A 23,007-nucleotide genomic window follows, 5' to 3' on the forward strand; every position below is an offset into this window, starting at 1 on the left:
CGATTCCACGGGAAGTTGAACTCTTAAGGTTGATGGATACAACCTAAGGTTATTCAGGGCCTATGCCGCGGATATATAAGCAAGCGTCCCTGGAAAGCAACTGCCCTAAGGTAATTGCGGGAGGGGGATCTGCCTCGGGCCCGTAACACGTGAGGTCAATAAGCGCGCTCCGCCGGGAACGGCGGCCTTCAATCTTTCGAAACGAGGGAAACGAGCTGTCGTCCGTGGCGGGTGAGCTTGCCCGCGAGTTCGAGCTCGAGCAACACGCCGAGCACCTGTTGCGCCGGCACGCCGCTCTCGCGGATCAGATCGTCGACCTCGGTAGGCGCGGGACTCAGGAGTGACAGGATGGCGGCGCGCGTCGAGCCGTCGATCTCCGTCTCGGGGACAGGACCCGCCGCCGGCGCTTCGGGATGGAGCCGTGGCCGCATTTCGAGAAGTGCGTCCAGGACCTGCTGGCTTTTGCTCAGGAGATGCGCGCCCTCGCCGATCAGCCGGTTGGTGCCTTCCGCTCTGGGATCGAGGGGCGAGCCCGGCACCGCGAAGACCTCGCGGCCCTGTTCATTGGCGAAGCGCGCGGTGATGAGCGAGCCCGAGCGCAGAGCGGCCTCGACGACGATCACCGCCCGGCTCATACCGGAAATGATGCGGTTGCGGCGTGGAAAGGAGGTCTCGCGCGGCGTGGCCCCGGGGGGCATCTCGGAGATGAGAAGCCCGTCTTCACTAATCTTCTTCTGCAGGCCGGCATTTTCAGGCGGATAGGCGATATCTATGCCTGTGCCGAGAACCGCCACCGTACCTGGCGTGAGCGCGGCCTCATGCGCCGCGGTGTCGATGCCGCGCGCCAGGCCCGAGACGACCGCGAGCCCGGCTGCCGCAAGATCAGACGCGAAAGTACGGGCGAGGCGCTTGCCATTGGCGGAAGCGTTGCGCGAGCCCACGATCGCCACCGCGTCCCGCGCTACGAGTGCCGTCTTTCCCTTGATGCAAATGAGGGGTGGCGCGCCGTCGCAATGGCGCAGGAGCGGCGGATAGTCCGGCTCAGGTTTCGCGACGAAGCGGGCGCCCGCTGCCGCGGCTCTGTCGAACTCGGCTTGCGCGTCCGCAATGCCGTAGATCTTGATCGGGCGCTTGCGGGTGAGATCGGGGAGAGCGTCCAGCGCTTCGGTGGCGCTGCCGAATTTCTCAAGAAGCTGATCGAAAACGATCGCACCGACATTCTCGCTGCGGATCAGGCGCAGCCAATCGAGCCGCTCCTGATCCGTCAGGATCATGTTTTGGAGCCGAGTTTGATCTTCGCTTCCTGGCCCTTGAGCAGGCGGGCGATATTCTCGTGATGCATGATCCAGATCAGCGCCGCGAGCAGGATGAGCGGAAACACCAGGGTAGGCTTGCCGAGGAACCAGGCCCACAGCGGGCTCAAGGCTGATGCCGTCAGGGCGGAAAGCGACGAGATGCGGAAAATGAACGCCATGGCGAGCCAGACGGCAAGGAAGATAAGGCCCAGCGGCCAGTAGAGGCCGAACAGGATGCCGATATTGGTGGCGACGCCCTTACCGCCCTTGAAGCCGAGCCAGACGGGGAAGAGATGTCCGGCGAAGGCGGCAAGCCCGGCGATGAGGCCGGCGGTCTCGCCCCCGAGCGCCTTCATCAGCAGGATCGGGATGGTCCCCTTTACAGCGTCGGCAATGAGAGTTGCCGCGGCGAGCTTCTTGTTGCCGGTGCGCAGCACATTGGTGGCGCCGATATTGCCGGAGCCGATGGCGCGCACATCACCCAGGCCCGCCCAGCGGGTGAACAGGAGGCCAAAGGGAATGGAACCCGACAGATAGCCGAGCAGGGCGGCCATGATCGCCATGGCCGGCGTAACCGCCGCGAAATCGAGCATCAATCCCTCCCGCTCCCTTCGACCCTCACCCCGAGGGGGCCGCGCCGGGGCCCTCGAAGGGTGTCGAGTCCCGCTTATCCGGCGGGATCGTACGCATAGACGGTACGTCCCGCAACGACCGTTTCGAGTACGCGGCCTTCCAGCGTGCGGTGCTCGAAAGGCGAATTCTTCGAGCGCGAGCGCAGGACGTGATCCTCCACCGTCCAGCTTTGTTGAATATCGGCGAGGGTGAAATCGGCCGGCGCACCCGGCGCCAGGCGTCCCGCCTCCAGACCCAATATCTGTGCGGGCTTGGTGGAGAGCGCGTCGATGAGCCGGGTGAGTGGGACGCCGTCATTGTGATGCACGCTGAGGCTCGCCGAGAACAGAGTCTCGAGGCCGATGGCGCCGAACTCGGCTTCGGCAAAAGGCAGCCGTTTGGTGTCGGCGCTCTGCGGATCATGGCTCGACACGATGACGTCGATCGTGCCGTCAAGGACGCCTTCGACCAGCGCGCGCCGGTCGTCCTCCGCGCGCAAGGGCGGCGATAATTTGAAGAAGGTGCGATAGGCGCCGATATCGTTCTCGTTGAGGACGAGGTGATTGACCGAGACACCGCACGTGACGGGGAGGCCACGGGCCTTGGCTGCGCGGATGACCTCGACCGACATGCGGCAGGAGACCTGCGAAACGTGATAGCGGGCGCCTGTCGCTTCAACGAGGCGCAGATCGCGCTCGATCATGATCACTTCCGAGACCGCGAGCGTGCCCGATAGCCCAAGCCGGCTCGCCGTCTCGCTGGCATTCATGACGCCGGTGGCGAGGGTAGGCTCCTCGGCATGCTGCACCACCAGCATGTCGAAGTCCTTGGCATAGGCCAGGGCGCGGCGGAACAGACGCGCATTGGCGACCGATTTGTTGCCGTCGGTGACGGCGACGGCGCCCGCCTCCTGCAGCGTGCCGATCTCGGTCATGAGCTCGCCGCCGAGCCCCTTGGTAAGGGCGGCCATCGGAGCGACGCGCACGATCGCGGTATCGCGCGCCCGCCGCAGGATGAAATCGACGATTGCCGCATCGTCGATGACGGGATTGGTGTTGGGCATCACGATCATGGTGGTGATGCCGCCGGCCGCGGCCGCCTCCGAGGCGGTGGCCAGCGTCTCGCGATATTCGTTGCCGGGCTCGCCGGTGAAGACGCGCATGTCGATGAGACCGGGCACGAGGATTCTGCCCTTGCAGTCGAATGTCGTGGTGCCGGCGCCGGCGGACTGTGCCGTCACCTTCGGCCCCGCGGCCAGGATCCAGCCGTCTTCGATCAGCAATCCGCCTTTTTCATCAAGGCCTTGCGCCGGGTCGATGAGACGGGCGTTGAGATAGGCCTTGCGCCCCGCCGAATGTTTTGCCGATGGTGCCATCATGCGTTGCCGCCTCCCGGCAGATTGCGGGCGAGCGCGTCGAGCACGGCCATGCGCACCGCGACCCCCATTTCCACTTGTTCGCGGATCACCGACTGCACACCGTCGGCGACATTGGAGTCGATCTCGATGCCGCGATTCATCGGACCCGGATGCATCACCAGCGCGTCGGGCTTGGCGAATCTAAGCTTCTCCTCGTCGAGCCCGTAGAAGCGGTAATATTCGCGCACCGACGGCACGAAGGCGCCGCTCATGCGCTCGAGCTGGAGCCTCAGCATCATCACCACATCGGCGCCTTCGATACCATCACGCATATTGCGATGGACCTCGACGCCGAAATGATGCGCCGCCGTCGGCAGCAGCGTCGAAGGCGCCACAACGCGTACCCGGGCGCCGAGCTTGTTGAGAAGGTGGATATTCGAGCGTGCCACGCGCGAATGCAGCACGTCGCCGCAGATCGCCACGATCAGGCCCTCGATGCGGCCCTTGCGGCGGCGGATGGTGAGGGCGTCGAGCAGCGCCTGGGTCGGGTGTTCATGCTGGCCGTCGCCGGCATTGATGACGGCGCAGGAGACTTTCTGCGCGAGTAGCTCCGCGGCACCCGAGGAGGGATGGCGCACCACCAGTATGTCGGGATGCATGGCGTTGAGCGTCATCGCGGTGTCGAGCACCGTTTCGCCCTTGGATAGGGCGGAGGTCGACACTGCCATGTTGAGCACATCGGCGCCGAGCCGCTTGCCGGCGAGCTCGAAGGAGCTCTGTGTACGGGTCGAGGCCTCGAAGAACAGGTTGATCTGGGTGCGCCCCGACAGCACCGCCTGGCGCTTGTCGATTTGCCGGCTCACCTCGACATAACGCTCGCCGAGATCGAGGAGCGTTACGATTTCCTGAGCTGAAAGAGCTTCGATACCCAGCAGATGCTGGCCTTCGATGAGGCGTTTGGGATTGCGCGCTTGGGTCATCGAAGGCCACTGTCTAGGGACGATTCCTCGCCCCGGCAAGCGCCAATGCGGGCCTGTGGGAAAGTTTATGAGCGGCGCGGGCGATTCAGGCGCGATGGACGTCGGGGCACCCGGGCTTGCCTGCGTGGCCCACACCGAAGAAAATGACCCTGGATGGCTCAAAAAGCACGATCCTTGCGTCTGACACCGGGCCTTGTTGCCCAGGTCCCCCCTTATGTCGGGGAAGCGCCGGCGCTACCTGGCGCGCCAGTGTCGGACGCCGAATATGACGAGGTCCTGCGTGAAATCCTGGAGAGCGCTCCGTCGCGGCATGACGTCTGGCTGTTCGCCTTTGGATCTTTGATCTGGAATCCTGCCTGCGACACCGTTGAAAGCCGGTCCGCCACGGTCCGTGGCTGGCGGCGGTCTTTTTGCCTCGGCTGGGACAGGTGGTTCAGGGGATGTGAGGCGCGTCCGGGTCTCATGCTGTCACTCGATCGCGGCGGTCAGTGCCGGGGGGTGGCCTATCGGCTGCCACCCGATGCGATCGAAGCGAATCTGAGGAAATTGCTCCGTCGCGAGATCAGGACGTCGTCGAGGGCACATCTGCCACGCTGGCTGACGATCGAGACGACGACGGATAAGTTCCGCGCGCTGGCCTTCGTCATCAATCGGCACGGGGAGCGCTATATCGGTGGACTCTCGCTTGAAACGGTTGCGGATACGCTCGCGACGGCCGCCGGTCCCGTCGGAACCATGGCGGATTATCTGTGCAGCACCGTCCGCCATCTCGAGGAATTGGGGATTCGCGACAGGCAATTGTGGCGCTTGCAGGAACTGGTCTCCGACCGGATCGAGGCGACAACACGATCTCAGAAAAGCGCGGGAATGGCGGGACAGGGTCGACTGTGAATGGACGACCGGACAGTTTGCCAACTAGTGTCCCGAATCCGAAGTTCGCCACGAGCCAGCGGGACCTTCCGAGCGAACTTCGGATTCGGAAGGACACTAGAAAGCCTAATGATTCTAGTGTGCTTTTGAACGCGAAGTTCCTGTCAGTGCGAGCCTCCTGAAATCAGGAACTTCGCGTTCAGCACACTAGCGTGACGCGGGCGCGAAACAATCCCATATTGAGACATGATCACGGGTTGATCTCGTCGCCGACAGGTTGACTTGCGCTCCGGCGCCCATAATCTGTCACGACAGCTTCACGCCTGGATGGAGATGGTCATGACCGATCTTGCCGCCCGTGCCAGCACGCCCAACACCGTCACCGTCGAACCGAGCCTGCATCGCGTGATGGGGCCATGGCTTCTGTTGCTGTTCATCGTCGGAGACATTCTCGGCACCGGCATTTATGCGCTGACCGGCCAAGTCGCCAAGCAGGTGGGCGGTGTGGTCTGGCTGCCCTTCCTGGTGGCCTTCATCGTCGCGCTGATCACCGCCTTCAGCTATCTCGAGCTCGTCACCAAATATCCGCGCGCGGCGGGCGCGGCGCTCTATACCCACAAGGCCTTCGGCATCCACTTCATCACCTTCATCGTCGCCTTCGCGGTCATGTGTTCCGGCATCACCTCGGCCTCGACGGCGTCGCGTGCCTTCGCGGCCAACATGTCGAACGCCTTCGACCTGGGGCTTGCCGGTACATTCGGCATCACATTGATCGGCCTTCTCTTCATGGGTGTCGTGGCGATCGTCAATTTCCGGGGTGTGGGCGAGAGCGTGAAGGCCAATGTGGTCCTGACCTGCGTCGAGCTGACCGGTCTCCTGATCATCATCCTTATCGGCCTGTGGGCCATCGGCCTCGGCAATGGCGACGTCTCGCGGATCACTCAGTTCGCCACGGCCGCCGACCGGGGCGCCTTTTGGTCGGTCATTGCGGCCACCACGCTCGCCTTCTTCGCCATGGTGGGTTTCGAAGATTCCGTCAACATGGCCGAGGAATGCAAGGAGCCGCAGCGCATTTTCCCCAAGGTGCTGCTCGCCGGCCTGCTGATCACCGGCGTCATTTATGTGCTGGTGTCGATCTCGGCGGTGACCCTGGTGGCGCCTGAGCAACTGGGCGAGGGGGAGACGCCACTGCTTCAGGTCGTCCAGGCGGGCGCGCCTGATTTCCCGCTATGGATCTTCGGTTTCATCACCATGTTCGCGGTGGCCAACAGCGCGCTCATCAACATGCTGATGGCGAGCCGGCTGGTCTATGGCATGAGCCGTGAACATGTCCTGCCGCCTGTATTGGGCAAGGTGCATGCCAGCCGCCGCACGCCCTATATCGCCATCGCCTTCACGACGCTGCTCGCCTTCGCGCTCATCACCTTCGTGGGCGAGGTTCCGGCGCTCGGCGGCACGACGGCGCTACTTTTGCTGTGCGTCTTCACCATCGTGAATATCGCGGTGCTGGTGCTGCGCCGCGACCCCGTGGAGCACAGCCATTTCCGCAGCCCGACTATACTGCCCATTTTCGGCGCCATATGCTGCGCATTCCTCGCCGGCCCGTGGACCGGGCGTGATCCGGTGCAGTACAAGATCGCCGGCATCCTGATCGGCATCGGCGTCGTGCTCTGGGTGGTCAATCTGCTGGTCAACCGCGCCATGGGCCAGAAGCCGGCTGAGCCGACCATGGAAACGTCCGGCGGCTCAGGTCCGGTGAACTGAGGAACTCAAATTAGAGCGCCGGGCGTTCTCATGGAATCACCTCGGCGCTCTATCTCTTTGATTTTGCGCATCGGCCCACCCGAGAACCGCTTCGCATGGTCGGGTCAAGCCCGACCACAAGCTTCTCGGGCCGGTGCTTTAGCCGGGATTGCCAGCAGGCGGCGTTAACCGATTGTAAGCCATATCCGCGCTTGGTCTGAGTGCGTGTACTTCACACCACAAATTCGCCCCGAATGCCGCGCCAGAATTATTGCCGAGCGTTTCGAGGGAACGACACGTGGATGCCTGGTGGAGTTGTAATATGCTGAGGGGTTTCGTTATCGGTGGCGCGCTGTTGCTGGCGTGTTTCGTGTCCGTGCCTGAACCGGCCAATGCGGGTACCAGGATCGGTGTCACGATCGGGGGCGGATGGGTGCCGGTCTATCCGGACGATGGCGATGACGATTATTACATCTCCTGCGGCGAAGGCCGGCGGATCGTGCGAGACGACGGCTTCTGGAGTGTTCGTCCGATGAAATGCGGCGGCGAAATCTATCGCTACGAAGCGGTCAGGCGAGATCGGCTATGGAGTGTGAGGGTCAGCGCGCGCTCGGGGCGCATCATCAGCGCACGGGTGATCGACGACTACCGGGACTATTATTGATCTGCCCGATATGACCGTTAGGCCCTCTCATGCCAGGAAGGCGAGCACCAGCGGAATGCTCACCGCGGCGCAGATTACCTGGAAGGTGAGTATGTTGGCGACGAGCGGCGCGTCGCCGCCCATCTGGCGGGCGAGCACATAGGCGCCGGAGCCTGTCGGCACCGCCGAGCACAGCACAGCCACGGCGGCGGGCGTTCCGGTGACGCCGAACAGTTTCAGCGCAACGGCCATCAGCACCGGCATCAACAGCAGCTTGAGCGCGGTGGCAAGTGCTACCGTCATTTTTGCCGACGCTGCCTCGCCGAAACGCAGCCCGGCGCCGACGGTGAGCAGCGCCAGGCCGAGCGCACCGCGCCCGATCATGTCGAGCACCTGGACGCCAAGGGCGGGCAGCGACAGGCCGGAGAGCTGGAACAGCACGCCGCCCATGGAGGACAGGAAGAACGGGTTGCGCAGGACGACAAACGCCAGCCTGCCCGCCGAAGGGCTCTCGCCGCCATTACTGGCATAGACCGACAGGACAATCACACAGACGACATTGAGAAGCGGCGTCATGGTGGCGGCACTCACCGCCGCCAGAGCCAGCGCGCCGTCGCCGAAGAACAAGGGCACGATGGCGAAGGCGATGAAGGTGTGCCAGCGCGTGGCGCCCTGGAACAGGGCGGAGAACTGCGCGCCATTGATGCCGAGCGCGGCGGAGAGGGATTTCCTGAGAACCAGAAGCAGGGCGAACATCGTCATGAGCGCCAGCACCATCGACGCCGCCATGTGCCAGACCGGTATCCGGGAGAAGTCGGCCGCGGCGATCTCCTTGAAGATGATCGCCGGGAAAAGGACGAAATAGCACACATGGTCGACGCCCGCCCAATGCGCATCGCCCATGAGATTGGTGCGCCTCAGCACGGCGCCGATCACGATGACGATGAAGACGGGCAGGAGAACGATAAAGGCGTCGGTCATTTGAGATTCTGGGCCAGCCAGATGAGGAGCGGGATGGTGATGAAGGAGAGCGCAGTCTGCAGCGTCACCGTCGTCGCCACAAGCGGGGCGTCGCCGCCCATCTGGCGGGCGAGCACATAGGCGCTCATGGCTGTGGGAACGGCGGCGCAGACGAGGCAGGCGAGGAAGGCGACGCCATCGATGCCAAAAACGAAACTCCACAGCGTGACGACGAGCGGCATGCCGAGGAGCTTGAGCAAGGTGCCGAGCCACACTGTGGGCGAGGGGCGCCTGATTTCCTCGACCCTGAGGCCGGCCCCCACCATCAGCAGACCGCAGGCGATGGCGGCGCCGCCGAGCATGGTCAGCGTACTCAGCACCGGCGCATAGATGGGGATTCCGGAAAGATTGATCAGAAGTCCGAGCGTGGTCGCCCAGATGAACGGATTGCGGAAAATCACATAGAGGAGCTGGCGCAGGGGCATCGGCTGGGTGCCGGCATTCTGGGCCACGACATAGACGGCGGCAAAGTTGGCGACCGGCACCAGCACGGCGAGCACCACCGCGACCAATGCGACACCGAGCTCGCCATGGAGCTTGGCGAGGATGGGAAGGGCGATGAAGCCATTCCAGCGCGTCGTGTTCTGAAAAAGCGAGCTGAAGGCGGGCGCCGTGATGCCGAGGCCGGCAAGGATGGGACCGCGCAGGAGCAACAGGCCACCCGCCATGGTGGCGAAGCTCGCCAGCATGGTGAAGGTGATGCCGGCGAGCGGCAGGGTCTGGATATCGGACGAGATCAGTGTCTGCGCCAGGAGGGCCGGGAAGAACACCCAATAGCCCAGGAGCTCGATGCCACGCCACAGATCGAGAGGGACGATCTCGCGCCAGCGCAGCACATAGCCGAGGCCGAGAAGCAGGAAGACCGGCAGCAGGCTTTCAAAGGCGGCCGTCATCCGGTGGTCTTGAGCGTATCGAGGGCGGATTGCAGGATATAGACGGCGGCGAGCTTGTCGATGACTTCAGCGCGCCTCGCCCGGCTGGTATCGGCGCCGATCAGCATGCGCTCGACAGCGGCGGTGGAGAGCCGCTCGTCCCAATAGGTGATGGCTATCGGGGTCAGCTTTTCGAGGTTGCGCGCGAAGGCGCGGGTCGATTGCACCCGTGGACCTTCGCTGCCATCCATGTTGAGCGGCAGGCCGAGCACGACGAGTCCGGCCTTCCGCTCCTCGGCGATGGCGAGGAGAAGGCGGGCGTCCTCGGTGAATTTCTTGCGCGCGATGGTAGCGATCGGCGAGGCGATCCGGCGGGTGATGTCGCTGACGGCGACGCCGATCGTCTTGGAGCCGAGATCGAGGCCGAGCACTGGCACGTTGGGGGCCAGCCCGGAGATGGCGTCGGCGAAAGAGTCGATAATCATCGGGACGTCTTACGCGACTTGGCGTTTATGCGCAAAAGGAGGATAAAGGCACGGGATCACAGGAGATAATGCGGATGAAGATCACCTATTTCGGCCATTCGGCCTTTCGCATCGAGACCGGCAAGGCGGTCATCATGCTCGACCCTTTCCTCACCCGCAATCCGTTGTTCACGGGCGATGCCAAGGCCGCCGCCGCAGGTGCCACCCACGTGCTCCTGACTCATGGCCATGACGATCATACGGGCGATACGCTTGATATCTGCAAGACGACCGGCGCCACGCTTGTCGCCAATTTCGAGGTCGCGATGTATTTTGCCGCCAAGGGTGTCGCCAACTATTCCCCCGGCAATCACGGCGGCCGCATCGCCTTCGACGATTTCGATGTCGTCTTCACCAATGCCTGGCATTCCTCCTCGCATGTCGAGAACGGCATGCCCATCTATCTCGGCAACCCATCCGGCTTCGTCATCCTGCCCAAGAAGGAGAAGGGGCGCCGCCTCTATGTGTCGGGCGATACCGGCCTCACCTATGACATGCAGCTCGTCCACGAGCTCTACAAGCCCGAGATCGGTATCGTCTGCATCGGTGACCGCTTCACCATGGGCCCGGATCAGGCGGCCTATGCCTGCCGCAAGTTCTTCAAGTTCAAGACGGTTATCCCTTGCCACTTCGCCACTTTCGAGGGCTTCCTCATCCCCGATGCGAAGCCCTTCGTCAAGGCGATGGGACCCAAGGCCCGGACCGTCAAAGTCATGAAATCCGGCGACACGGTGACACTCTAATTCACCGCCACATCCGTTTGCGGGCAGCGACACGGGCCAGCGCCTGGCTGAGTTCCGCATCCATGGGCGCAATGGCATGGCCTGTGGGCTGGGGCGGCGCACTGCGCCAGCCCATGGCCTCGAGCACCGGACCCGATTCATAATAGGGCTTGATGAGCGACAGGACGAGATCGCGGAAGTCCTGCGGGTGGCTCTGCTCCAGGCTGCTCAGAACCGCGGTGCGCTTTTTCGCATCGGCGAAATCCGGATGACTGCCGACGAGTGCCTTGATCGGCGATGACGATTCCGCCAGCGCCAGCATGACGTCGGGAACGAGCGAGCCTTGCGGCAGGCCCGCTTCGTCGCCGGGCAGAAGGAGATTGGCGAGCTGTCGCAACTGCGCCGACGTCATGCGATATCCTCGGCGAATTCATCAGCGAGCTTGAGCGCCACGGCGCCGATGGTGGAGGCGGGATTGGCGGCGCCGACCGTTGGAAACAGGCTGCCATCGGCGACAAGGATATTGGGCACGGCATGGCAGCGGCCGCGCGCATCGGTGACGGAAGTCCGCTTATCTTCGCCCATGCGCGCCGTGCCGAGCAGGTGCCAGCCGGTCAGGGGGGCGGGCGAGACGCGCACGGTACGATAGGCGCCGGCAGCCATCAGCACTTCCTCGGCGCGGGCAAGACCAAAATCGAGGCTCTTCTGGGCGCGCTCCGAGATCCGGTAGTCGATCTTCACGCCTGGTAATCCGTCGCGCTCCATCGTGCCGGTGAGGCTGACGCGGTTATGCGCTTCCGGGAGATCCTCGGCGAGCACCAGGATCGGCATCGTATGGAGGAATTCCTCGCGCAACTGAGCCTGCGGCTCAGGACCCCAAAGGGGGACAGCCGGGAGGCCTGGACGAGGGGCGCGTTCTCGCGTGACAGCTGCAAATGAACGCCACGCTCGAAGCCGCGGGCGCGGTCGGTCTCGTAGAATTCATGCGAATAGATGGAGCAGCCGACCGGGCCGACAGGCCCGTCGAGGCGATCCTTGAAGATGCCGCGCACATAGGCGGCGGGATGAAACATGAGATTGCGGCCGAGCGCCGGACTCTCCACACCCGAAGCGAGGAGCAGCCGTGCGGTGCCGATGCCATTGCCGGCCATGACGACGGCTTGCGCGGGCAGGAAATGCTCCTCATCGGCGCGGTCGGCATAGACGACGCCGGTGGCGCGGCCCGCCTCGATCTCGATCTGCCGGGCCATCGCGATGGTTCTGAGCTCGACGCCGAGCTGGATCGCCTTCGGCCAATAGGTGAGATCGACCGAGGCCTTGGCCTTGGGAATGCAGCCGATGAGGCATGGCCCGCAATGGTTGCAGGCATCGCGCCCGTCATGCGGGATGGAGTTGATCGCCGCGTCGACCGGCCACCAGTGCCAGCCGAGATCGCTGAAGGCGCGCGCCGCGCGATTGGCCACGGTCCCGAAAGAGAGAGGCGGCATGGCACGCCGGCTCTTCGGTGGATAGGCCGGATCGCCATCGAGGCCTGCCACGCCCATGATCTCGTCATTGAGATCGTACCAGGGCTCGAGATCGAAATAGTCGAAGGGCCAGTCGTCGGCCACGCCGTCGAGGCTGCGGACGCGGAAATCGGAGGGGTGGAGGCGTGGAAAATGCGCCGCCCAGGCGACCGTCGAGCCGCCGACGCCGTTCCACATCAGCGGCTTGAATACGGAGTTTTCCTCATCGACGGGATAGTCGTTGGAGCCACGATAGCCGCCCGCTCTGAGGCGCAGATTGGGATTGGAGGCCCAGTCCTCCATGATTGCGCGCTGCCAGCGCATGGTCTTGGCCGGCATCCGGAGCGGATCGGGCCAACCGCCGCGCTCGAGACAGACGATCTTGAGATGCGGGGACCGGCGCTTGAGCTGCCAGGCGAATGCCGCCCCGCCGCAGCCAGAACCGATGATCACGACGTCGACGGGATCCAGGCGTTTTCTTGTCATTACCATAGAAGATAAGCGGGAATTGCGTGTGAGCGCAAACCCGGACATAAGCTTGGGGCCATGTCAGACCGCAAACGACCTGTCGGCCCTGTTGTTGATCCCGTGCCACCGGGACTGGCCCCCGATCAGCGCCCGCTGTTCGGCCGCTGGACTAGGCTCGAGCCGGTCGTCGCCGCCCTACATGGCCGAGACCTCTACGAATCCTTCGCCACGAGCGATCCGGACGGGGCCATCTGGACCTATATGGGATATGGGCCGTTCGCCGATTTCGCGACCTTCGAGGCCTGGCTCGCGAAGCAGGAGGAGAGCCGCGACCCATGGTTCTACGCCTTCATTCGCCGTGACACCGGCAAGGCCGCCGGCATGGGCGCTTTCATGCGGCTCGATAAGGCGAATGGCGTGATCGAGATCGGCCATATCTGGATGGCGCCCGCCTTGCAGCGCACCCGCGAGGCGACGGAAGCCATTTTCCTCATGATGCGTCACTGTTTCGACGATCTGGGCGTACGCCGTCTCGAATGGAAATGTCATTCCATGAATGCGCCGTCCCGCAAGGCGGCCGAGCGCTTCGGCTTCACCTATGAGGGCATTTTCCGCCAGCATCTGATCGTCAAGGGCCGCAACCGCGACACGGCCTGGTATGCGATGATCGACAAGGAGTGGCCGGCCATGGCGGCCAGATTCCAAGCCTGGCTCCATGATGAGAATTTCGATGCGCAAGGGCGGCAGAAGAGCCCGCTAGGCGGCTGAGAAGGCCCTAGCCGGCCCCGGGTTGCAGGTCGGGTGAGCGGGTGTTATTGAGCGCCCCTGTTTTCCAGAAGAGTTGAAACATGTCGGTCGATCAGAAAACCGTGCGGCGTATCGCGCATCTGGCGCGCATCAAGGTGAGCGAGGAGGATGTGCCGCGCCTCGAAGGCGAGCTCAATTCGATCCTGCATTGGATCGAACAGCTGAACGAGGTTGACGTCGCGGGCGTCGAGCCTTTGACCTCCGTCGTCGCCATGAAGATGAAAAAGCGCCAGGACGTGGTGACCGACGGCCATTATGCCAAGCAAGTGACGCAAAATGCCCCCGCGGCCGAAGACGAGTTCTTCATGGTTCCGAAAGTGGTGGAATAATTCTCGATGACCAATCTTACCTCCCTGACCATTTCCGCCGCCCGTGACGGCCTGAAGAAGAAGTCCTTCTCGGCGCGCGAATTGACCGATGCGTATCTCGACGCGATGGCCAAGGCGCGCGTCCTCAACGCCTATGTCGTCGAAACGCCGGATCAGGCGCGCGCCATGGCGGCTGCTTCCGACGCCCGGATCGCCAAGGGTGAGGCGGGGACCCTCGAAGGCATACCGCTCGGCATCAAGGATCTCTTCGCCACCAAAGGCGTCCATACCCAGGCGGCGAGCCATGTGCTCGACGGCTTCAAGCCGACTTATGAATCGACCGTCACCACCAATCTGTGGCGCGACGGCGCCGTGATGCTGGGCAAGCTGAACATGGACGAGTTCGCCATGGGCTCGTCGAACGAGACGAGCTACTACGGCAATGTGATCAACCCCTGGCGCCGCAAGAATTCCAATGCGGCTCTGGTGCCGGGCGGATCGTCCGGCGGCTCCGCTTCGGCGGTTGCCGCGCATATCTGCGCCGGCGCCACCGCCACCGATACCGGCGGCTCGATCCGTCAGCCCGCCGCTTTCACCGGCACCGTCGGCATCAAGCCGACCTATGGCCGCTGCTCGCGCTGGGGCGTCGTTGCTTTCGCCTCGTCGCTCGACCAGGCGGGACCCATCGCACGCGATGTGCGCGACGCGGCGATCCTGCTCAAGTCCATGGCGAGCGTCGATGCCAAGGACACGACGTCGGTCGACCATCCGGTTCCGGATTACGAGGCCGTCATCGGCAAGCCGATCAAGGGACTGCGTGTCGGCATCCCGAAGGAATACCGCGTCGACGGCACGCCGGCCGAGATTGATGCTTTGTGGGACAGAGGCGCCAGGTGGCTGAAAGAGCAGGGCGCCGAGATCGTCGAGATCTCGTTGCCGCACACCAAATACGCACTGCCGGCCTATTACATCGTGGCGCCGGCGGAAGCCTCGTCCAATCTCGCCCGCTATGACGGCGTGCGCTATGGCCTGCGCGTGCCGGGCGACGACATCCTGTCGATGTATGAGAATACCCGCGCCAAGGGCTTCGGCCGCGAAGTGCAGCGCCGCGTGATGATCGGCACCTATGTGCTCTCGGCCGGCTACTACGATGCCTATTATGTGCGCGCCCAGAAAGTCCGTACCTTGATCAAGCAGGACTTCGACAAAGCCTGGGACAAGGTGGACGTGGTGCTCACCCCGGCGACGCCGAGCCCGGCCTTCGCGCCCGGCGAGATCACCGATCCGGTGCAGATGTATCTGAATGATATCTTCACCGTGACGGTGAACATGGCGGGCTTGCCGGGCATCTCGGTGCCGGGCGGCCTGTCGGAGCAGGGACTTCCCATGGGGCTGCAGCTCATCGGCAAGCCCTTCGACGAAAAGACGTTGTTCCAGGTCGGCCATGCCATCGAGGAAGCGGCCGGAAAGTTCGAAGCGCCGAAATGGTGGTGACCTCATCCGCTGCGGGGGATGAGAGGCATTCGATCCCCCAGCCGGCATGAGGTTTGATGCGACGCTATCCGCTCCGGCCGGCCCCCATATGCGTGATCGTCTCGAATAGCGCGAGATAATCGGGCTCGATCATCGCGATGGGTCTTCCCGCGGCTTCCGCCAGCTTCTGCTGATAGACCAGGAACTTGCCGGACGGCACGCTCGCCACAGCTGCATAGGCCGGATCGGCCATTGCCTCCTCGAGCGGCACAAACTCCACGCCCTCGTTGATCAACTGACCGAACAGCTCATCGGCGATATCGGCGAAAAACGGCAAGGTGTGTCCGAGCGTGATGCCTGTGATTTCCCGTCCAAACCACCGGCGCGCGCTCAGATTGTCATAGCGCAGCTGCGCCAGCGAAAACTCCAGAAATGTCCGCCGGACAAGAGCCGTTCCCTCATGATAGCCCTGCTCGCGGCAGTTGAGATAGGCCCGGTTCCAGCGCCACTCGTAAAGCCAGCTCGTGACCTCTGCCGTCTCGTAGTTCTGCGCGGCGAGAAAGTTGCGCAGCGTATCGCGCTTTTCCTCTGTGTCACCCCAGTAACATAGTGGGTGCCGGAAATAGCGTTTCGGCGCCGTTGCCAGCCATGGCATCAGGCAGCGTTCTCCCAAATCGATGTCCTCCATATAGGTTTCAGCGGAGACGTCGTTCAGTTCGATGTGACTGTGCGTATGGTTCGCGACGTGATGGCCGTCGGCAACCCAGCCATCCATAATCGCGCTGAATTCCGGGTGCTTGATGAGGGACCATGAGTTGGCGAAGGCATATACGCCTTTGATCTTGTGACGGTCGAGCGCCGCCTTGATGTCCTCGACTATTCCGGCGGCAGAATAGCCCGGCGGGGGATAGGACATAGGCCAGAGGGGCAGGTCATCAAGCGTGAAGGCCATCTTCATGCACGTCTCCGCTTCTCGGTGACCGGGAATAAACATTCCTCTAAGTAATAATCGGATTCAAGCGGTCTCGGCGCATGCCCATGCCGTTGGACAAAAAAGAGCCGGGCGGATTGCGCCCGGCTTGTCACGTCCGCCCAGAATGGACAGAGATCAATATTTGCGGATGAGTCCGACGAGGCGGCCCTGCACATTCACGCGATCGGGGCCGAAGATACGCGTCTCGTAAGCCGGATTGGCGGCTTCGAGCGCAATCGAATCGCCCTTCTTGCGGATCCGCTTCAGCGTCGCTTCCTCATTGTCGACGAGCGCCACGACGATGTCGCCATTGGTGGCGCTGTCGCCCTTGCGGATGAGCACCGTGTCACCGTCGAAGATGCCGGCATTGATCATCGAGTCGCCCTTGACCTCGAGCGCGAAGTGCTCGCCCGAGCCCAGCATTTCGGGAGGCACGGTGATATTGTGCGAGTGATCCTGGATGGCCGAGATGGGGACGCCGGCGGCGATCCGGCCCATCACCGGCACAATGGCCGCCCGCGGCGCGCCACTGCCGGCATGCGGGATCGGCTTCACCTTGCCGAGATTGCCTTCGATGACATTGGGACTGAAGCCCGGCCGTTTGGCTGTCAAGAGGCTGGGGCTGTGGGCGTCCGGCAGTTTCATGACTTCGAGCGCCCGCGCCCGGTTGGGCATGCGGCGGAGAAAGCCGCGCTCCTCGAGCGCGAGGATCAGCCGGTGGATGCCGGATTTGGACTGCAGGTTCAGCGCTTCCTTCATCTCCTCGAAAGAGGGGGACACGCCGTCTTCCTTAAGCCGCTCGTTGATGAAAAGGAGAAGTTCCAGTTGTTTGCGTGTCAGCATGGCGTGACCTGTTCAAAGAACGTTCCGGGGAAGTCGATCAGCAAGAATCGGAACAAATACAAAACGAGAATAAGCGTTCCCGTTTGGTTCGGCAAGCTGAAACTGGTCGGTCGTTCAAAAATCGAGCGGCAACAGGTCGATAAGGTCGCCTGAGGACGCGGCCGGGGCGAAAGGCGGCCGGACGATGAGGCCCTGCGCCTCGGTGAGGGCGCGCTGCATCGACGAGTCCTGAACCGCCAGGGGGGTGGCTTCGTAAGCGCCATCGCTGCGGCGCGCGACCCGGGCGCGAAGATAATCCTGTCTCAGATCATTGGCCGGCAGATCGCATCCAAGCCGGGCCTTGACGATGTCGTCGGTCGGCGGAAGACCGAGCAGGGTGAGAAGCAGCGGTTTGAGGAAAATCCGCGCGCAGACGAACGCTGAGACGGGATTGCCCGGCAGGCCCAGAATCCGTTGCCGGCCCTTGCGGGCGAACATGAGCGGTTTCCCGGGCCGGAGCGCGATTTTCCAGAAATCGAGCTCTATTCCCTCTGCCTTGAGGGCAGCCTGTACAAGGTCGTGATCCCCGACCGAGGCGCCACCGGTCGTCAGAAGGATATCTGCGCCGGCCGCCTTCCGGACGGCCCTGGAAATGGCTTTGATATTGTCCGGGACGATGCCCAGGTCGATCGCATCGCCGCCATAGCGGCGAACAAAGGCCACGAGAGCGAAGCTGTTCGAGGAAACGATCTGGTCGGCCCTGGGCATGTTGCCGGGGGAAACCAGTTCATCGCCGGTCGTGAAAATTGCGACCCTCGGCCGCTTCGTGACCGGAAGCTCGGGCCAGTTCATTGCTGCGGCCAGTCCGATCTCGCGGGCCCCGAGAAGGGTCCCTCTGCGGAGCACGTCCTGGCCCCTGGCAAAGTCTAGGCCCTTGCGCCTTATATGCTGGCCCTCGAATTTGGCGGCCACGGTGATGTCGACATGGTCATTTGCGGCTTCGGTACTCTCCTGGATGACCACCGTGTCGGCGCCCTTGGGCACCGGCGCCCCAGTGAAAATCCGCACCGCCTGGCCGGACTTGACCGTGCCCGCGAAGCCGTGACCGGCCGGGGCGGCGCCGATCACCGCGAGCCGGGCAGGAACGGCGGTGACATCGGCAAAGCGCACCGCATAGCCGTCCATAGCGGAAGCCGGGAAGGGGGGCTGGTCGCGCCTGGCCTTGATATCGGCGGCGAGCACCCGGCCGGCGCATTCATGCAACCGGACAGTCTCGCGCGACAGCGCCCTGGCGCCTTTCAGGATGCGGTCCTTGGCCTCGCCGACCGGCATGAGCGCCATTTTGTCAGTCTCCGGTGAAATGGCCGGACTTGCCGCCGGACTTCTCGATGAGGCGGATATCGCCGATGCGCATGGCGCGGTCGGCCGATTTGCACATGTCGTAGATGGTGAGGCAGGCGACCGACACGGCGGTGAGCGCCTCCATCTCGACCCCGGTCTTGCCCTCGACCTTGACGGTGGCCTCGACCTCGATGGCCGAAGCCTTGGCGTCGGGCGTGAAATCGACCGTGACGCCCGAAATCAGCAGCGGATGGCAGAGCGGGATGAGCTCGTGGGTCTTCTTGGCCGCCATGATGCCGGCGATGCGCGCCGCCGCCAGCACATCGCCCTTCTTGGTGCGGCCTTCGGTGATCATCGCCAATGTCTCGGCATTCATGGCGATGCGGCCGCGCGCGGTGGCGAGGCGCGTCGTCACGTCCTTGGCCGAGACGTCGACCATGCGGGCGTGGCCCTTGTCGTCGAGATGGGTGAGCTTGCTCATGTCCGCTTCAGGATAGCACGGGTTGCTTCGGCGACATCCTCCTGCCGCATCAGGCTCTCGCCGATGAGGAAGGCATTGACGCCGGCCCGCGAGAGCCGGTCGAGATCGCCGGGCGCGAAGAGTCCGCTTTCGCCGACGATCAGCCGGTCCTTCGGCACCATGGGCGCCAGGCGCTCGGTCGTCGCCAGCGTCGTCTCGAAAGTGTGGAGGCTGCGGTTGTTGATGCCGATGAGCTTCGTCGAAAGCTTCAGCGCACGCTCGAGCTCCTTCTCGTCATGGACTTCCGCCAGCACATCCATGCCCCAGTCGAAGGCGGCCGCCTCGAGCTCACAGGCGAGCGCATCGTCGATCATCGCCAGGATGAGGAGGATGCAGTCCGCGCCCCAGGCGCGTGCTTCCGCAACCTGATAGGGATCGAGCATGAAATCCTTGCGCAAGGCGGGAAGCTGCGTGACCGCGCGCGCCGCGCCCAAATATTCCGGCGCGCCCTGGAAGGAGGGCGCGTCGGTGAGCACGGAGAGGCAGGCGGCCCCGCCATCCTCATAGGCCATCGCCAGCTGTGGCGGATTGAAGTCGGGCCGGATCAGTCCCTTGGACGGACTGGCCTTCTTGATTTCGGCGATGAGCGCCCACTGGCCTTGCGCAATCTTCGCCTCGAGCGCCGCCGCGAAGCCGCGCACCGGCGGCGCGTCGAGCGCCATCACGTCGAGCTCGCGCTCGCCGACCTCGGCTCTTGCCTTGGCGACCTCTTCGCGCTTGTAAGCGGCGATCTTGTCGAGAATGGTGGCCATCACTCTACCCGTTCGATACCTTGACGAGCTTCTCCAGGACGCTTCCGGCACCGCCGCTATCGATGGACTTTTGCGCCTGCGCCACGCCGTCCTTCAAATCCTTCGCTTTGCCGGCAACGAGCAGCGCGGCGGCGGCCGTCATGACGGCCGCGTCGCGAAAGGCGTTCTTCTGGCCTTCCAATACGCCTCTGAGCGCTTCGGCATTCTGGGCCGCGTCACCGCCTTTGAGATCGGCGGCGGAAGAGCGGGCGATGCCGACGTCTTCCGGCGTGATCTCGGTCGAAGTGACCTTGCCGTCCTTAAGTTCGGCGATCCAGGTGGTTCCCGACGGCACGATCTCGTCGAAGCCGCCTTCGCCATGGCAGATCCAGGCGCGCTCCGAGCCCAGATTGTTGAGCACATGGGCGAGGGGCTCGACCCAGGCTCTGGCAAAGACACCGGTGACCTGGCGCTTGACGCCCGCCGGATTGGATAGGGGACCCAGCAGGTTGAATATCGTCCGCGTACCGAGCTCGACCCGGGACGGTCCGACATGCTTCATCGAGACGTGATGCGCCGGCGCGAACATGAAGCCGCAGCCGGCCTCGTCGATGCAGTGGCTGATCTGAGCCGGCGTGAGGTCGATCTTGATGCCGAGCGCCATCAGCACATCGGCCGAGCCCGACCTGGACGACAGCGCCCGGTTGCCGTGCTTGGCGATCTTGAGCCCGGCGCCGGCGGTGACGAAGGCCGCGCAGGTCGAGATGTTGTAGGAGCCCGATGCATCGCCGCCGGTCCCCACGATATCGATGGCATCGCCTGGCGCCACAACCGGCGTCATCTTCTCGCGCATGATCTCGACGGCGCCGGTAATCTCGTCCACCGTTTCGCCGCGTACCCTGAGCGCCATCAGGAAGCCGCCGATCTGCGACGGCGTCGCGTCGCCCGACATCAGCACGTCGAAGGCCGCGCGGGCCTCCTCACGCGTCAGCGCCTGGCCATTGGCGGCCTTGGCGATGAGGGGTTTGAGGTCTGTCGGCATCACACGGCCCCCGCTTGTTCGAGGAAGTTCTTCAATAGGGTGTGACCATGCTCGGAGGCAATGCTCTCCGGGTGGAACTGCACCCCGTGGATCGGCTTGGTCTTGTGCTGGAGGCCCATGATGATGCCGTCCTCGGTCTCGGCGGTGACTTCGAGGCTGGCGGGCAGGCTGTCGCGCTCGACGATGAGCGAATGATAGCGCGTCGCCGCGAAGCCATCCGGCACCGTGGCGAAGATGCCCTTGGCCTGATGGCGTATGCCCGACATCTTGCCGTGCATCAGCTTCGGTGCCCGGATCACCTTGCCCCCGAAGGCCTGGCCGATCGCCTGATGGCCGAGGCAGACGCCGAGGATCGGCACCTGGTCCTGTGCCTTGGCGATGAGGTCGAGGCAGATGCCGGCCTCATTGGGGGTGCAGGGACCCGGCGACAGCACGATCGCCTTGGGCCTGGCCGAAAGGACCTGACCGACGCTGATCTTGTCGTTGCGGTGCACCACCGTCTCGGCGCCGAGATCGCCGAGGAAGTGATAGAGGTTCCAGGTGAAGCTGTCGTAATTGTCGATGAGGATGATCATGAGTGATGCCTCCTCTCCTGCGCTCGCATTGTGAATACAGCGCCAGACGTTTCCCTTCTTCCGCTTGCGGGAGAAGGTGGCCGACAGGCCGGATGAGGGTGTTGGTTCAGCGTGTTCGCTGCGTGAAGAATAGTGCAGCGCGGGCCATCTGGGTGATCTTCCCAAGCGGGGAGAACACCCTCATCCGCCCTTCGGGCACCTTCTCCCGCAAGCGGGAGAAGGGGGAACGTGCAGACCGATCGCTCGTGGGGACCAGATTTCATCATTGTCCCCTCCCGGCGCGGCCGGCGAAGCGGACCGCGTCATCGGCGGCGCGGAACAGCGCCTTGGCCTTGTTCACGCATTCGGCATGCTCGGATTCCGGTACGCTGTCGGCGACGATGCCGGCGCCCGCCTGCACATACATCTTGCCGTCTTTCACGATCGCCGTGCGCAGCATGATGCAGGTGTCCATGTCGCCATCGGCCGAGAAATAGCCGGCACAGCCGGCATAGGCGCCGCGCTTCTCTCCCTCGAGCTCATCGATGATCTGCATGGCGCGCACTTTAGGCGCTCCCGACACGGTGCCGGCCGGGAAACCCGCCACCAGCGCGTCGATCGCGTCATGCTTCCGGGCCAGCTGGCCTTCGACATTGGACACGATATGCATCACATGACTGTAATATTCGAGGATGAACTGGTCCGTCACCTTGATCGATCCGATTTCGGCGACGCGGCCCACATCATTGCGCCCGAGATCGAGCAGCATCAGATGCTCGGCGCGTTCCTTAGGATCGGCCAGAAGTTCTTCCGCCATCGCCCGGTCCTCGCTGGGCGTCTCGCCGCGCCGCCTGGTGCCGGCGATCGGCCTTATGGTGACCTTGCCGTCGCGCACCCGGACAAGGATCTCGGGCGACGAGCCGATGATCGCGAAGCGGTCGAAGTCGAGATAATAGAGGAAGGGAGAGGGATTGACGCGCCTGAGCGATCGATAGAGTGCGAAGGGCGGCAAGGAGAAGTCGGACTCGAAGCGCTGCGACAGCACCACCTGGAAGATGTCGCCGGCGGCGATGTAGTCCTTAGCCTTGTCCACCATGCCCATATAGCTTTCGGGCGTGGTATTGGAACGGGCGTCGCCGATCGCCGGCACATCGGCGCGACCCATCATGCCATGATCGAGCGGCCGGTCGAGCGCTTCGACCACATAAGCGAGACGCTCCTCGGCCCGCGCATAGGCCGCCTTGGCGCTGACATCCGCTTCCGGATAGACCGGCGTCACCATCGTCACATCGTCCTTCACGGAATCGAATATGGCAATGATGGTCGGCCGGATCAGCATGCTGTCGGGAAGGCCGAGGACATCCGGATTGGCGACGGGGAGATCCTCCATCAGGCGCACCATGTCATAGCCCATATAGCCGAAGACGCCGGCCGCCATGGGGGGCGCATCCGGCGGCAGCTTGATGCGGCTTTCCTGGAGGAGGGCGCGCAGCGCCGGCAGCGGATCGAGATCGACCGTTTCGAAGGGGCCATCCGGATTGAACAGCGCCCGGCGGTTGATCTGGGTCTTGCGGCCCTCGACCTTCCAGATGACGTCGGGGCGCATGCCGATGATGGAATAACGCCCGCGCACGGCGCCGCCTTCGACCGATTCGAGCAGGAACGAATAGCGCGCATTGCGTGCGAGCTTGAGCATGGCCGAGACGGGGGTTTCGAGATCCGCGACGAGGCGGGTGGCGAGAATCTGGGCTTCGCCAGACTCATAGACGCGACGGAATACGTCGAAATCGGGTGAGACTTTCATAGGAGTAGACCAAGATGAGTG

Annotated in this window: 25 protein-coding genes; 7 read left to right on the plus strand and 18 right to left on the minus strand. The window is 63.7% G+C overall.

Translation table 11 applies throughout. The features are described from left to right. Positions 1 to 188: 188 nt before the first annotated feature. From dprA to G5V57_RS27320, 4 genes are all read right to left on the minus strand, one after another. Positions 189 to 1,274 (minus strand): DNA-processing protein DprA, encoded by a 1,086-nt coding sequence (gene dprA, locus G5V57_RS27305; RefSeq protein WP_165171304.1) that lies wholly within the window; start codon positions 1,272 to 1,274, stop codon positions 189 to 191. Next, a complete protein-coding gene (plsY, locus tag G5V57_RS27310) occupies positions 1,271 to 1,888 on the minus strand; it encodes a glycerol-3-phosphate 1-O-acyltransferase PlsY (protein ID WP_165171306.1) in 618 nt (205 codons plus the stop codon). Before plsY ends, dprA begins: the two co-directional genes overlap by 4 nt. Positions 1,889 to 1,962: 74 nt before the next feature. Further along, positions 1,963 to 3,285: a dihydroorotase gene (pyrC, locus tag G5V57_RS27315; RefSeq protein WP_246737394.1), complete on the minus strand. Its 1,323-nt coding sequence runs from the start codon at positions 3,283 to 3,285 to the stop codon at positions 1,963 to 1,965. Continuing rightward, positions 3,282 to 4,244 (minus strand): aspartate carbamoyltransferase catalytic subunit, encoded by a 963-nt coding sequence (locus G5V57_RS27320; RefSeq protein ID WP_165171308.1) that lies wholly within the window; start codon positions 4,242 to 4,244, stop codon positions 3,282 to 3,284. The genes pyrC and G5V57_RS27320 overlap by 4 nt, the downstream gene beginning before the upstream one ends. Before the next feature lie 174 nt (positions 4,245 to 4,418). Here G5V57_RS27320 and G5V57_RS27325 point away from each other — a divergent pair, with 174 nt between their 5' ends. The 3 genes from G5V57_RS27325 (at position 4,419) to G5V57_RS27335 (ending at position 7,521) form a co-directional block, all read left to right on the plus strand. Beyond that, the gene (locus G5V57_RS27325; RefSeq protein WP_165171310.1) at positions 4,419 to 5,135 is read left to right on the plus strand and encodes a gamma-glutamylcyclotransferase; all 717 of its coding nucleotides are present in this window, start codon (positions 4,419 to 4,421) and stop codon (positions 5,133 to 5,135) included. 318 nt (positions 5,136 to 5,453) lie between these two features. Beyond that, on the plus strand, positions 5,454 to 6,878 hold the full coding sequence (locus tag G5V57_RS27330; protein WP_246737395.1) for an APC family permease: 1,425 nt from the start codon (positions 5,454 to 5,456) through the stop codon (positions 6,876 to 6,878). Positions 6,879 to 7,179: 301 nt separating this feature from the next. After that, complete coding sequence (locus tag G5V57_RS27335) at positions 7,180 to 7,521, plus strand: hypothetical protein (RefSeq protein ID WP_165171314.1); 342 nt, start codon at positions 7,180 to 7,182, stop codon at positions 7,519 to 7,521. 27 nt (positions 7,522 to 7,548) lie between these two features. Here the strand turns inward: G5V57_RS27335 and G5V57_RS27340 are convergent, their stop codons facing one another. Genes G5V57_RS27340 through ruvX form a run of 3 tightly spaced genes read right to left on the minus strand, consistent with a single transcriptional unit; the run spans position 7,549 to position 9,877 of the window. Further along, positions 7,549 to 8,481 (minus strand): AEC family transporter, encoded by a 933-nt coding sequence (locus tag G5V57_RS27340; RefSeq protein ID WP_165171316.1) that lies wholly within the window; start codon positions 8,479 to 8,481, stop codon positions 7,549 to 7,551. Next, on the minus strand, positions 8,478 to 9,413 hold the full coding sequence (locus G5V57_RS27345; protein WP_165171318.1) for an AEC family transporter: 936 nt from the start codon (positions 9,411 to 9,413) through the stop codon (positions 8,478 to 8,480). Before G5V57_RS27345 ends, G5V57_RS27340 begins: the two co-directional genes overlap by 4 nt. After that, on the minus strand, positions 9,410 to 9,877 hold the full coding sequence (gene ruvX / locus G5V57_RS27350; protein WP_165171320.1) for a Holliday junction resolvase RuvX: 468 nt from the start codon (positions 9,875 to 9,877) through the stop codon (positions 9,410 to 9,412). The genes G5V57_RS27345 and ruvX overlap by 4 nt, the downstream gene beginning before the upstream one ends. A gap of 74 nt (positions 9,878 to 9,951) precedes the next feature. Between ruvX and G5V57_RS27355 the strand changes: the two genes are divergently transcribed. Then, positions 9,952 to 10,659 carry a metal-dependent hydrolase gene (locus G5V57_RS27355; RefSeq protein WP_165171322.1) on the plus strand — a complete coding sequence of 236 codons (708 nt, stop codon included), beginning with the start codon at positions 9,952 to 9,954 and terminating at the stop codon, positions 10,657 to 10,659. 1 nt (position 10,660) lies between these two features. Here the strand turns inward: G5V57_RS27355 and G5V57_RS27360 are convergent, their stop codons facing one another. Genes G5V57_RS27360 through G5V57_RS27365 form a run of 3 tightly spaced genes read right to left on the minus strand, consistent with a single transcriptional unit; the run spans position 10,661 to position 12,596 of the window. Continuing rightward, positions 10,661 to 11,050: a hypothetical protein gene (locus tag G5V57_RS27360; RefSeq protein WP_165171324.1), complete on the minus strand. Its 390-nt coding sequence runs from the start codon at positions 11,048 to 11,050 to the stop codon at positions 10,661 to 10,663. Then, complete coding sequence (locus tag G5V57_RS34005; RefSeq protein WP_206530106.1) at positions 11,047 to 11,469, minus strand: GMC family oxidoreductase; 423 nt, start codon at positions 11,467 to 11,469, stop codon at positions 11,047 to 11,049. Before G5V57_RS34005 ends, G5V57_RS27360 begins: the two co-directional genes overlap by 4 nt. After that, entirely contained in the window at positions 11,376 to 12,596 is a 1,221-nt protein-coding gene (locus G5V57_RS27365; RefSeq protein WP_206530107.1) for a GMC family oxidoreductase N-terminal domain-containing protein, read from the minus strand. The genes G5V57_RS34005 and G5V57_RS27365 overlap by 94 nt, the downstream gene beginning before the upstream one ends. Before the next feature lie 93 nt (positions 12,597 to 12,689). On the opposite strand from G5V57_RS27365, the gene G5V57_RS27370 reads away from it, so the two are divergent. From G5V57_RS27370 to gatA, 3 genes are all read left to right on the plus strand, one after another. Next, positions 12,690 to 13,379 carry a GNAT family N-acetyltransferase gene (locus G5V57_RS27370; protein WP_165171326.1) on the plus strand — a complete coding sequence of 230 codons (690 nt, stop codon included), beginning with the start codon at positions 12,690 to 12,692 and terminating at the stop codon, positions 13,377 to 13,379. An 80-nt stretch (positions 13,380 to 13,459) separates the two neighbouring features. Continuing rightward, positions 13,460 to 13,747, plus strand: coding sequence for an Asp-tRNA(Asn)/Glu-tRNA(Gln) amidotransferase subunit GatC (gene gatC / locus G5V57_RS27375; protein WP_165171328.1), 288 nt, complete (start codon positions 13,460 to 13,462; stop codon positions 13,745 to 13,747). A 6-nt stretch (positions 13,748 to 13,753) separates the two neighbouring features. Beyond that, entirely contained in the window at positions 13,754 to 15,220 is a 1,467-nt protein-coding gene (gene gatA, locus G5V57_RS27380) for an Asp-tRNA(Asn)/Glu-tRNA(Gln) amidotransferase subunit GatA (protein ID WP_165171330.1), read from the plus strand. A gap of 64 nt (positions 15,221 to 15,284) precedes the next feature. On the opposite strand, the gene G5V57_RS27385 is transcribed toward gatA, so the two are convergent. From G5V57_RS27385 to trpE, 8 genes are all read right to left on the minus strand, one after another. Beyond that, positions 15,285 to 16,157 (minus strand): polysaccharide deacetylase family protein, encoded by an 873-nt coding sequence (locus G5V57_RS27385; RefSeq protein ID WP_165171339.1) that lies wholly within the window; start codon positions 16,155 to 16,157, stop codon positions 15,285 to 15,287. 150 nt (positions 16,158 to 16,307) lie between these two features. Continuing rightward, positions 16,308 to 17,015 (minus strand): transcriptional repressor LexA, encoded by a 708-nt coding sequence (gene lexA / locus G5V57_RS27390; RefSeq protein WP_165171341.1) that lies wholly within the window; start codon positions 17,013 to 17,015, stop codon positions 16,308 to 16,310. Between the two features lie 114 nt (positions 17,016 to 17,129). Beyond that, positions 17,130 to 18,335, minus strand: coding sequence for a gephyrin-like molybdotransferase Glp (gene glp, locus G5V57_RS27395; protein WP_165171343.1), 1,206 nt, complete (start codon positions 18,333 to 18,335; stop codon positions 17,130 to 17,132). Positions 18,336 to 18,339: 4 nt separating this feature from the next. Continuing rightward, entirely contained in the window at positions 18,340 to 18,816 is a 477-nt protein-coding gene (gene moaC / locus G5V57_RS27400; protein ID WP_165171345.1) for a cyclic pyranopterin monophosphate synthase MoaC, read from the minus strand. Continuing rightward, a complete protein-coding gene (trpC, locus tag G5V57_RS27405) occupies positions 18,813 to 19,607 on the minus strand; it encodes an indole-3-glycerol phosphate synthase TrpC (protein WP_165171347.1) in 795 nt (264 codons plus the stop codon). The genes moaC and trpC overlap by 4 nt, the downstream gene beginning before the upstream one ends. A gap of 4 nt (positions 19,608 to 19,611) precedes the next feature. Next, positions 19,612 to 20,628 carry an anthranilate phosphoribosyltransferase gene (trpD, locus tag G5V57_RS27410; RefSeq protein WP_165171359.1) on the minus strand — a complete coding sequence of 339 codons (1,017 nt, stop codon included), beginning with the start codon at positions 20,626 to 20,628 and terminating at the stop codon, positions 19,612 to 19,614. Next, positions 20,628 to 21,203 (minus strand): aminodeoxychorismate/anthranilate synthase component II, encoded by a 576-nt coding sequence (locus G5V57_RS27415; protein WP_165171361.1) that lies wholly within the window; start codon positions 21,201 to 21,203, stop codon positions 20,628 to 20,630. The genes trpD and G5V57_RS27415 overlap by 1 nt, the downstream gene beginning before the upstream one ends. A 262-nt stretch (positions 21,204 to 21,465) precedes the next feature. Then, positions 21,466 to 22,986 (minus strand): anthranilate synthase component I, encoded by a 1,521-nt coding sequence (gene trpE, locus G5V57_RS27420; RefSeq protein ID WP_165171363.1) that lies wholly within the window; start codon positions 22,984 to 22,986, stop codon positions 21,466 to 21,468. Positions 22,987 to 23,007: the final 21 nt, after the last annotated feature.

The organism is Nordella sp. HKS 07 (assembly GCF_011046735.1).
In the GTDB taxonomy this organism is placed as follows: Bacteria; Pseudomonadota; Alphaproteobacteria; order Rhizobiales; family Aestuariivirgaceae; genus Taklimakanibacter.

What these genes read in the sequence shown, in the direction of transcription:
- G5V57_RS27320 (WP_165171308.1), bottom strand. Translation starts at nt 4,244, where the DNA reads ATGACCCAAGCGCGCAATCCCAAACGCCTCATCGAAGGCCAGCATCTG.
- gatC (WP_165171328.1), top strand. Translation starts at nt 13,460, where the DNA reads ATGTCGGTCGATCAGAAAACCGTGCGGCGTATCGCGCATCTGGCGCGC.
- G5V57_RS27330 (WP_246737395.1), top strand. Translation starts at nt 5,454, where the DNA reads ATGACCGATCTTGCCGCCCGTGCCAGCACGCCCAACACCGTCACCGTC.
- lexA (WP_165171341.1), bottom strand. Translation starts at nt 17,015, where the DNA reads ATGCTGACACGCAAACAACTGGAACTTCTCCTTTTCATCAACGAGCGG.
- G5V57_RS27355 (WP_165171322.1), top strand. Translation starts at nt 9,952, where the DNA reads ATGAAGATCACCTATTTCGGCCATTCGGCCTTTCGCATCGAGACCGGC.
- G5V57_RS27370 (WP_165171326.1), top strand. Translation starts at nt 12,690, where the DNA reads ATGTCAGACCGCAAACGACCTGTCGGCCCTGTTGTTGATCCCGTGCCA.
- pyrC (WP_246737394.1), bottom strand. Translation starts at nt 3,285, where the DNA reads ATGATGGCACCATCGGCAAAACATTCGGCGGGGCGCAAGGCCTATCTC.
- G5V57_RS34005 (WP_206530106.1), bottom strand. Translation starts at nt 11,469, where the DNA reads ATGCCGATCCTGGTGCTCGCCGAGGATCTCCCGGAAGCGCATAACCGC.
- dprA (WP_165171304.1), bottom strand. Translation starts at nt 1,274, where the DNA reads ATGATCCTGACGGATCAGGAGCGGCTCGATTGGCTGCGCCTGATCCGC.
- G5V57_RS27335 (WP_165171314.1), top strand. Translation starts at nt 7,180, where the DNA reads ATGCTGAGGGGTTTCGTTATCGGTGGCGCGCTGTTGCTGGCGTGTTTC.
- trpC (WP_165171347.1), bottom strand. Translation starts at nt 19,607, where the DNA reads ATGGCCACCATTCTCGACAAGATCGCCGCTTACAAGCGCGAAGAGGTC.
- G5V57_RS27340 (WP_165171316.1), bottom strand. Translation starts at nt 8,481, where the DNA reads ATGACCGACGCCTTTATCGTTCTCCTGCCCGTCTTCATCGTCATCGTG.
- G5V57_RS27385 (WP_165171339.1), bottom strand. Translation starts at nt 16,157, where the DNA reads ATGAAGATGGCCTTCACGCTTGATGACCTGCCCCTCTGGCCTATGTCC.
- G5V57_RS27415 (WP_165171361.1), bottom strand. Translation starts at nt 21,203, where the DNA reads ATGATCATCCTCATCGACAATTACGACAGCTTCACCTGGAACCTCTAT.
- glp (WP_165171343.1), bottom strand. Translation starts at nt 18,335, where the DNA reads ATGGCGCTCATGCCGGTCGGCGAGGCCAAGGACCGCATCCTGAAAGGC.
- trpD (WP_165171359.1), bottom strand. Translation starts at nt 20,628, where the DNA reads ATGCCGACAGACCTCAAACCCCTCATCGCCAAGGCCGCCAATGGCCAG.
- G5V57_RS27360 (WP_165171324.1), bottom strand. Translation starts at nt 11,050, where the DNA reads ATGACGTCGGCGCAGTTGCGACAGCTCGCCAATCTCCTTCTGCCCGGC.
- moaC (WP_165171345.1), bottom strand. Translation starts at nt 18,816, where the DNA reads ATGAGCAAGCTCACCCATCTCGACGACAAGGGCCACGCCCGCATGGTC.
- gatA (WP_165171330.1), top strand. Translation starts at nt 13,754, where the DNA reads ATGACCAATCTTACCTCCCTGACCATTTCCGCCGCCCGTGACGGCCTG.
- ruvX (WP_165171320.1), bottom strand. Translation starts at nt 9,877, where the DNA reads ATGATTATCGACTCTTTCGCCGACGCCATCTCCGGGCTGGCCCCCAAC.
- plsY (WP_165171306.1), bottom strand. Translation starts at nt 1,888, where the DNA reads ATGCTCGATTTCGCGGCGGTTACGCCGGCCATGGCGATCATGGCCGCC.
- G5V57_RS27345 (WP_165171318.1), bottom strand. Translation starts at nt 9,413, where the DNA reads ATGACGGCCGCCTTTGAAAGCCTGCTGCCGGTCTTCCTGCTTCTCGGC.
- trpE (WP_165171363.1), bottom strand. Translation starts at nt 22,986, where the DNA reads ATGAAAGTCTCACCCGATTTCGACGTATTCCGTCGCGTCTATGAGTCT.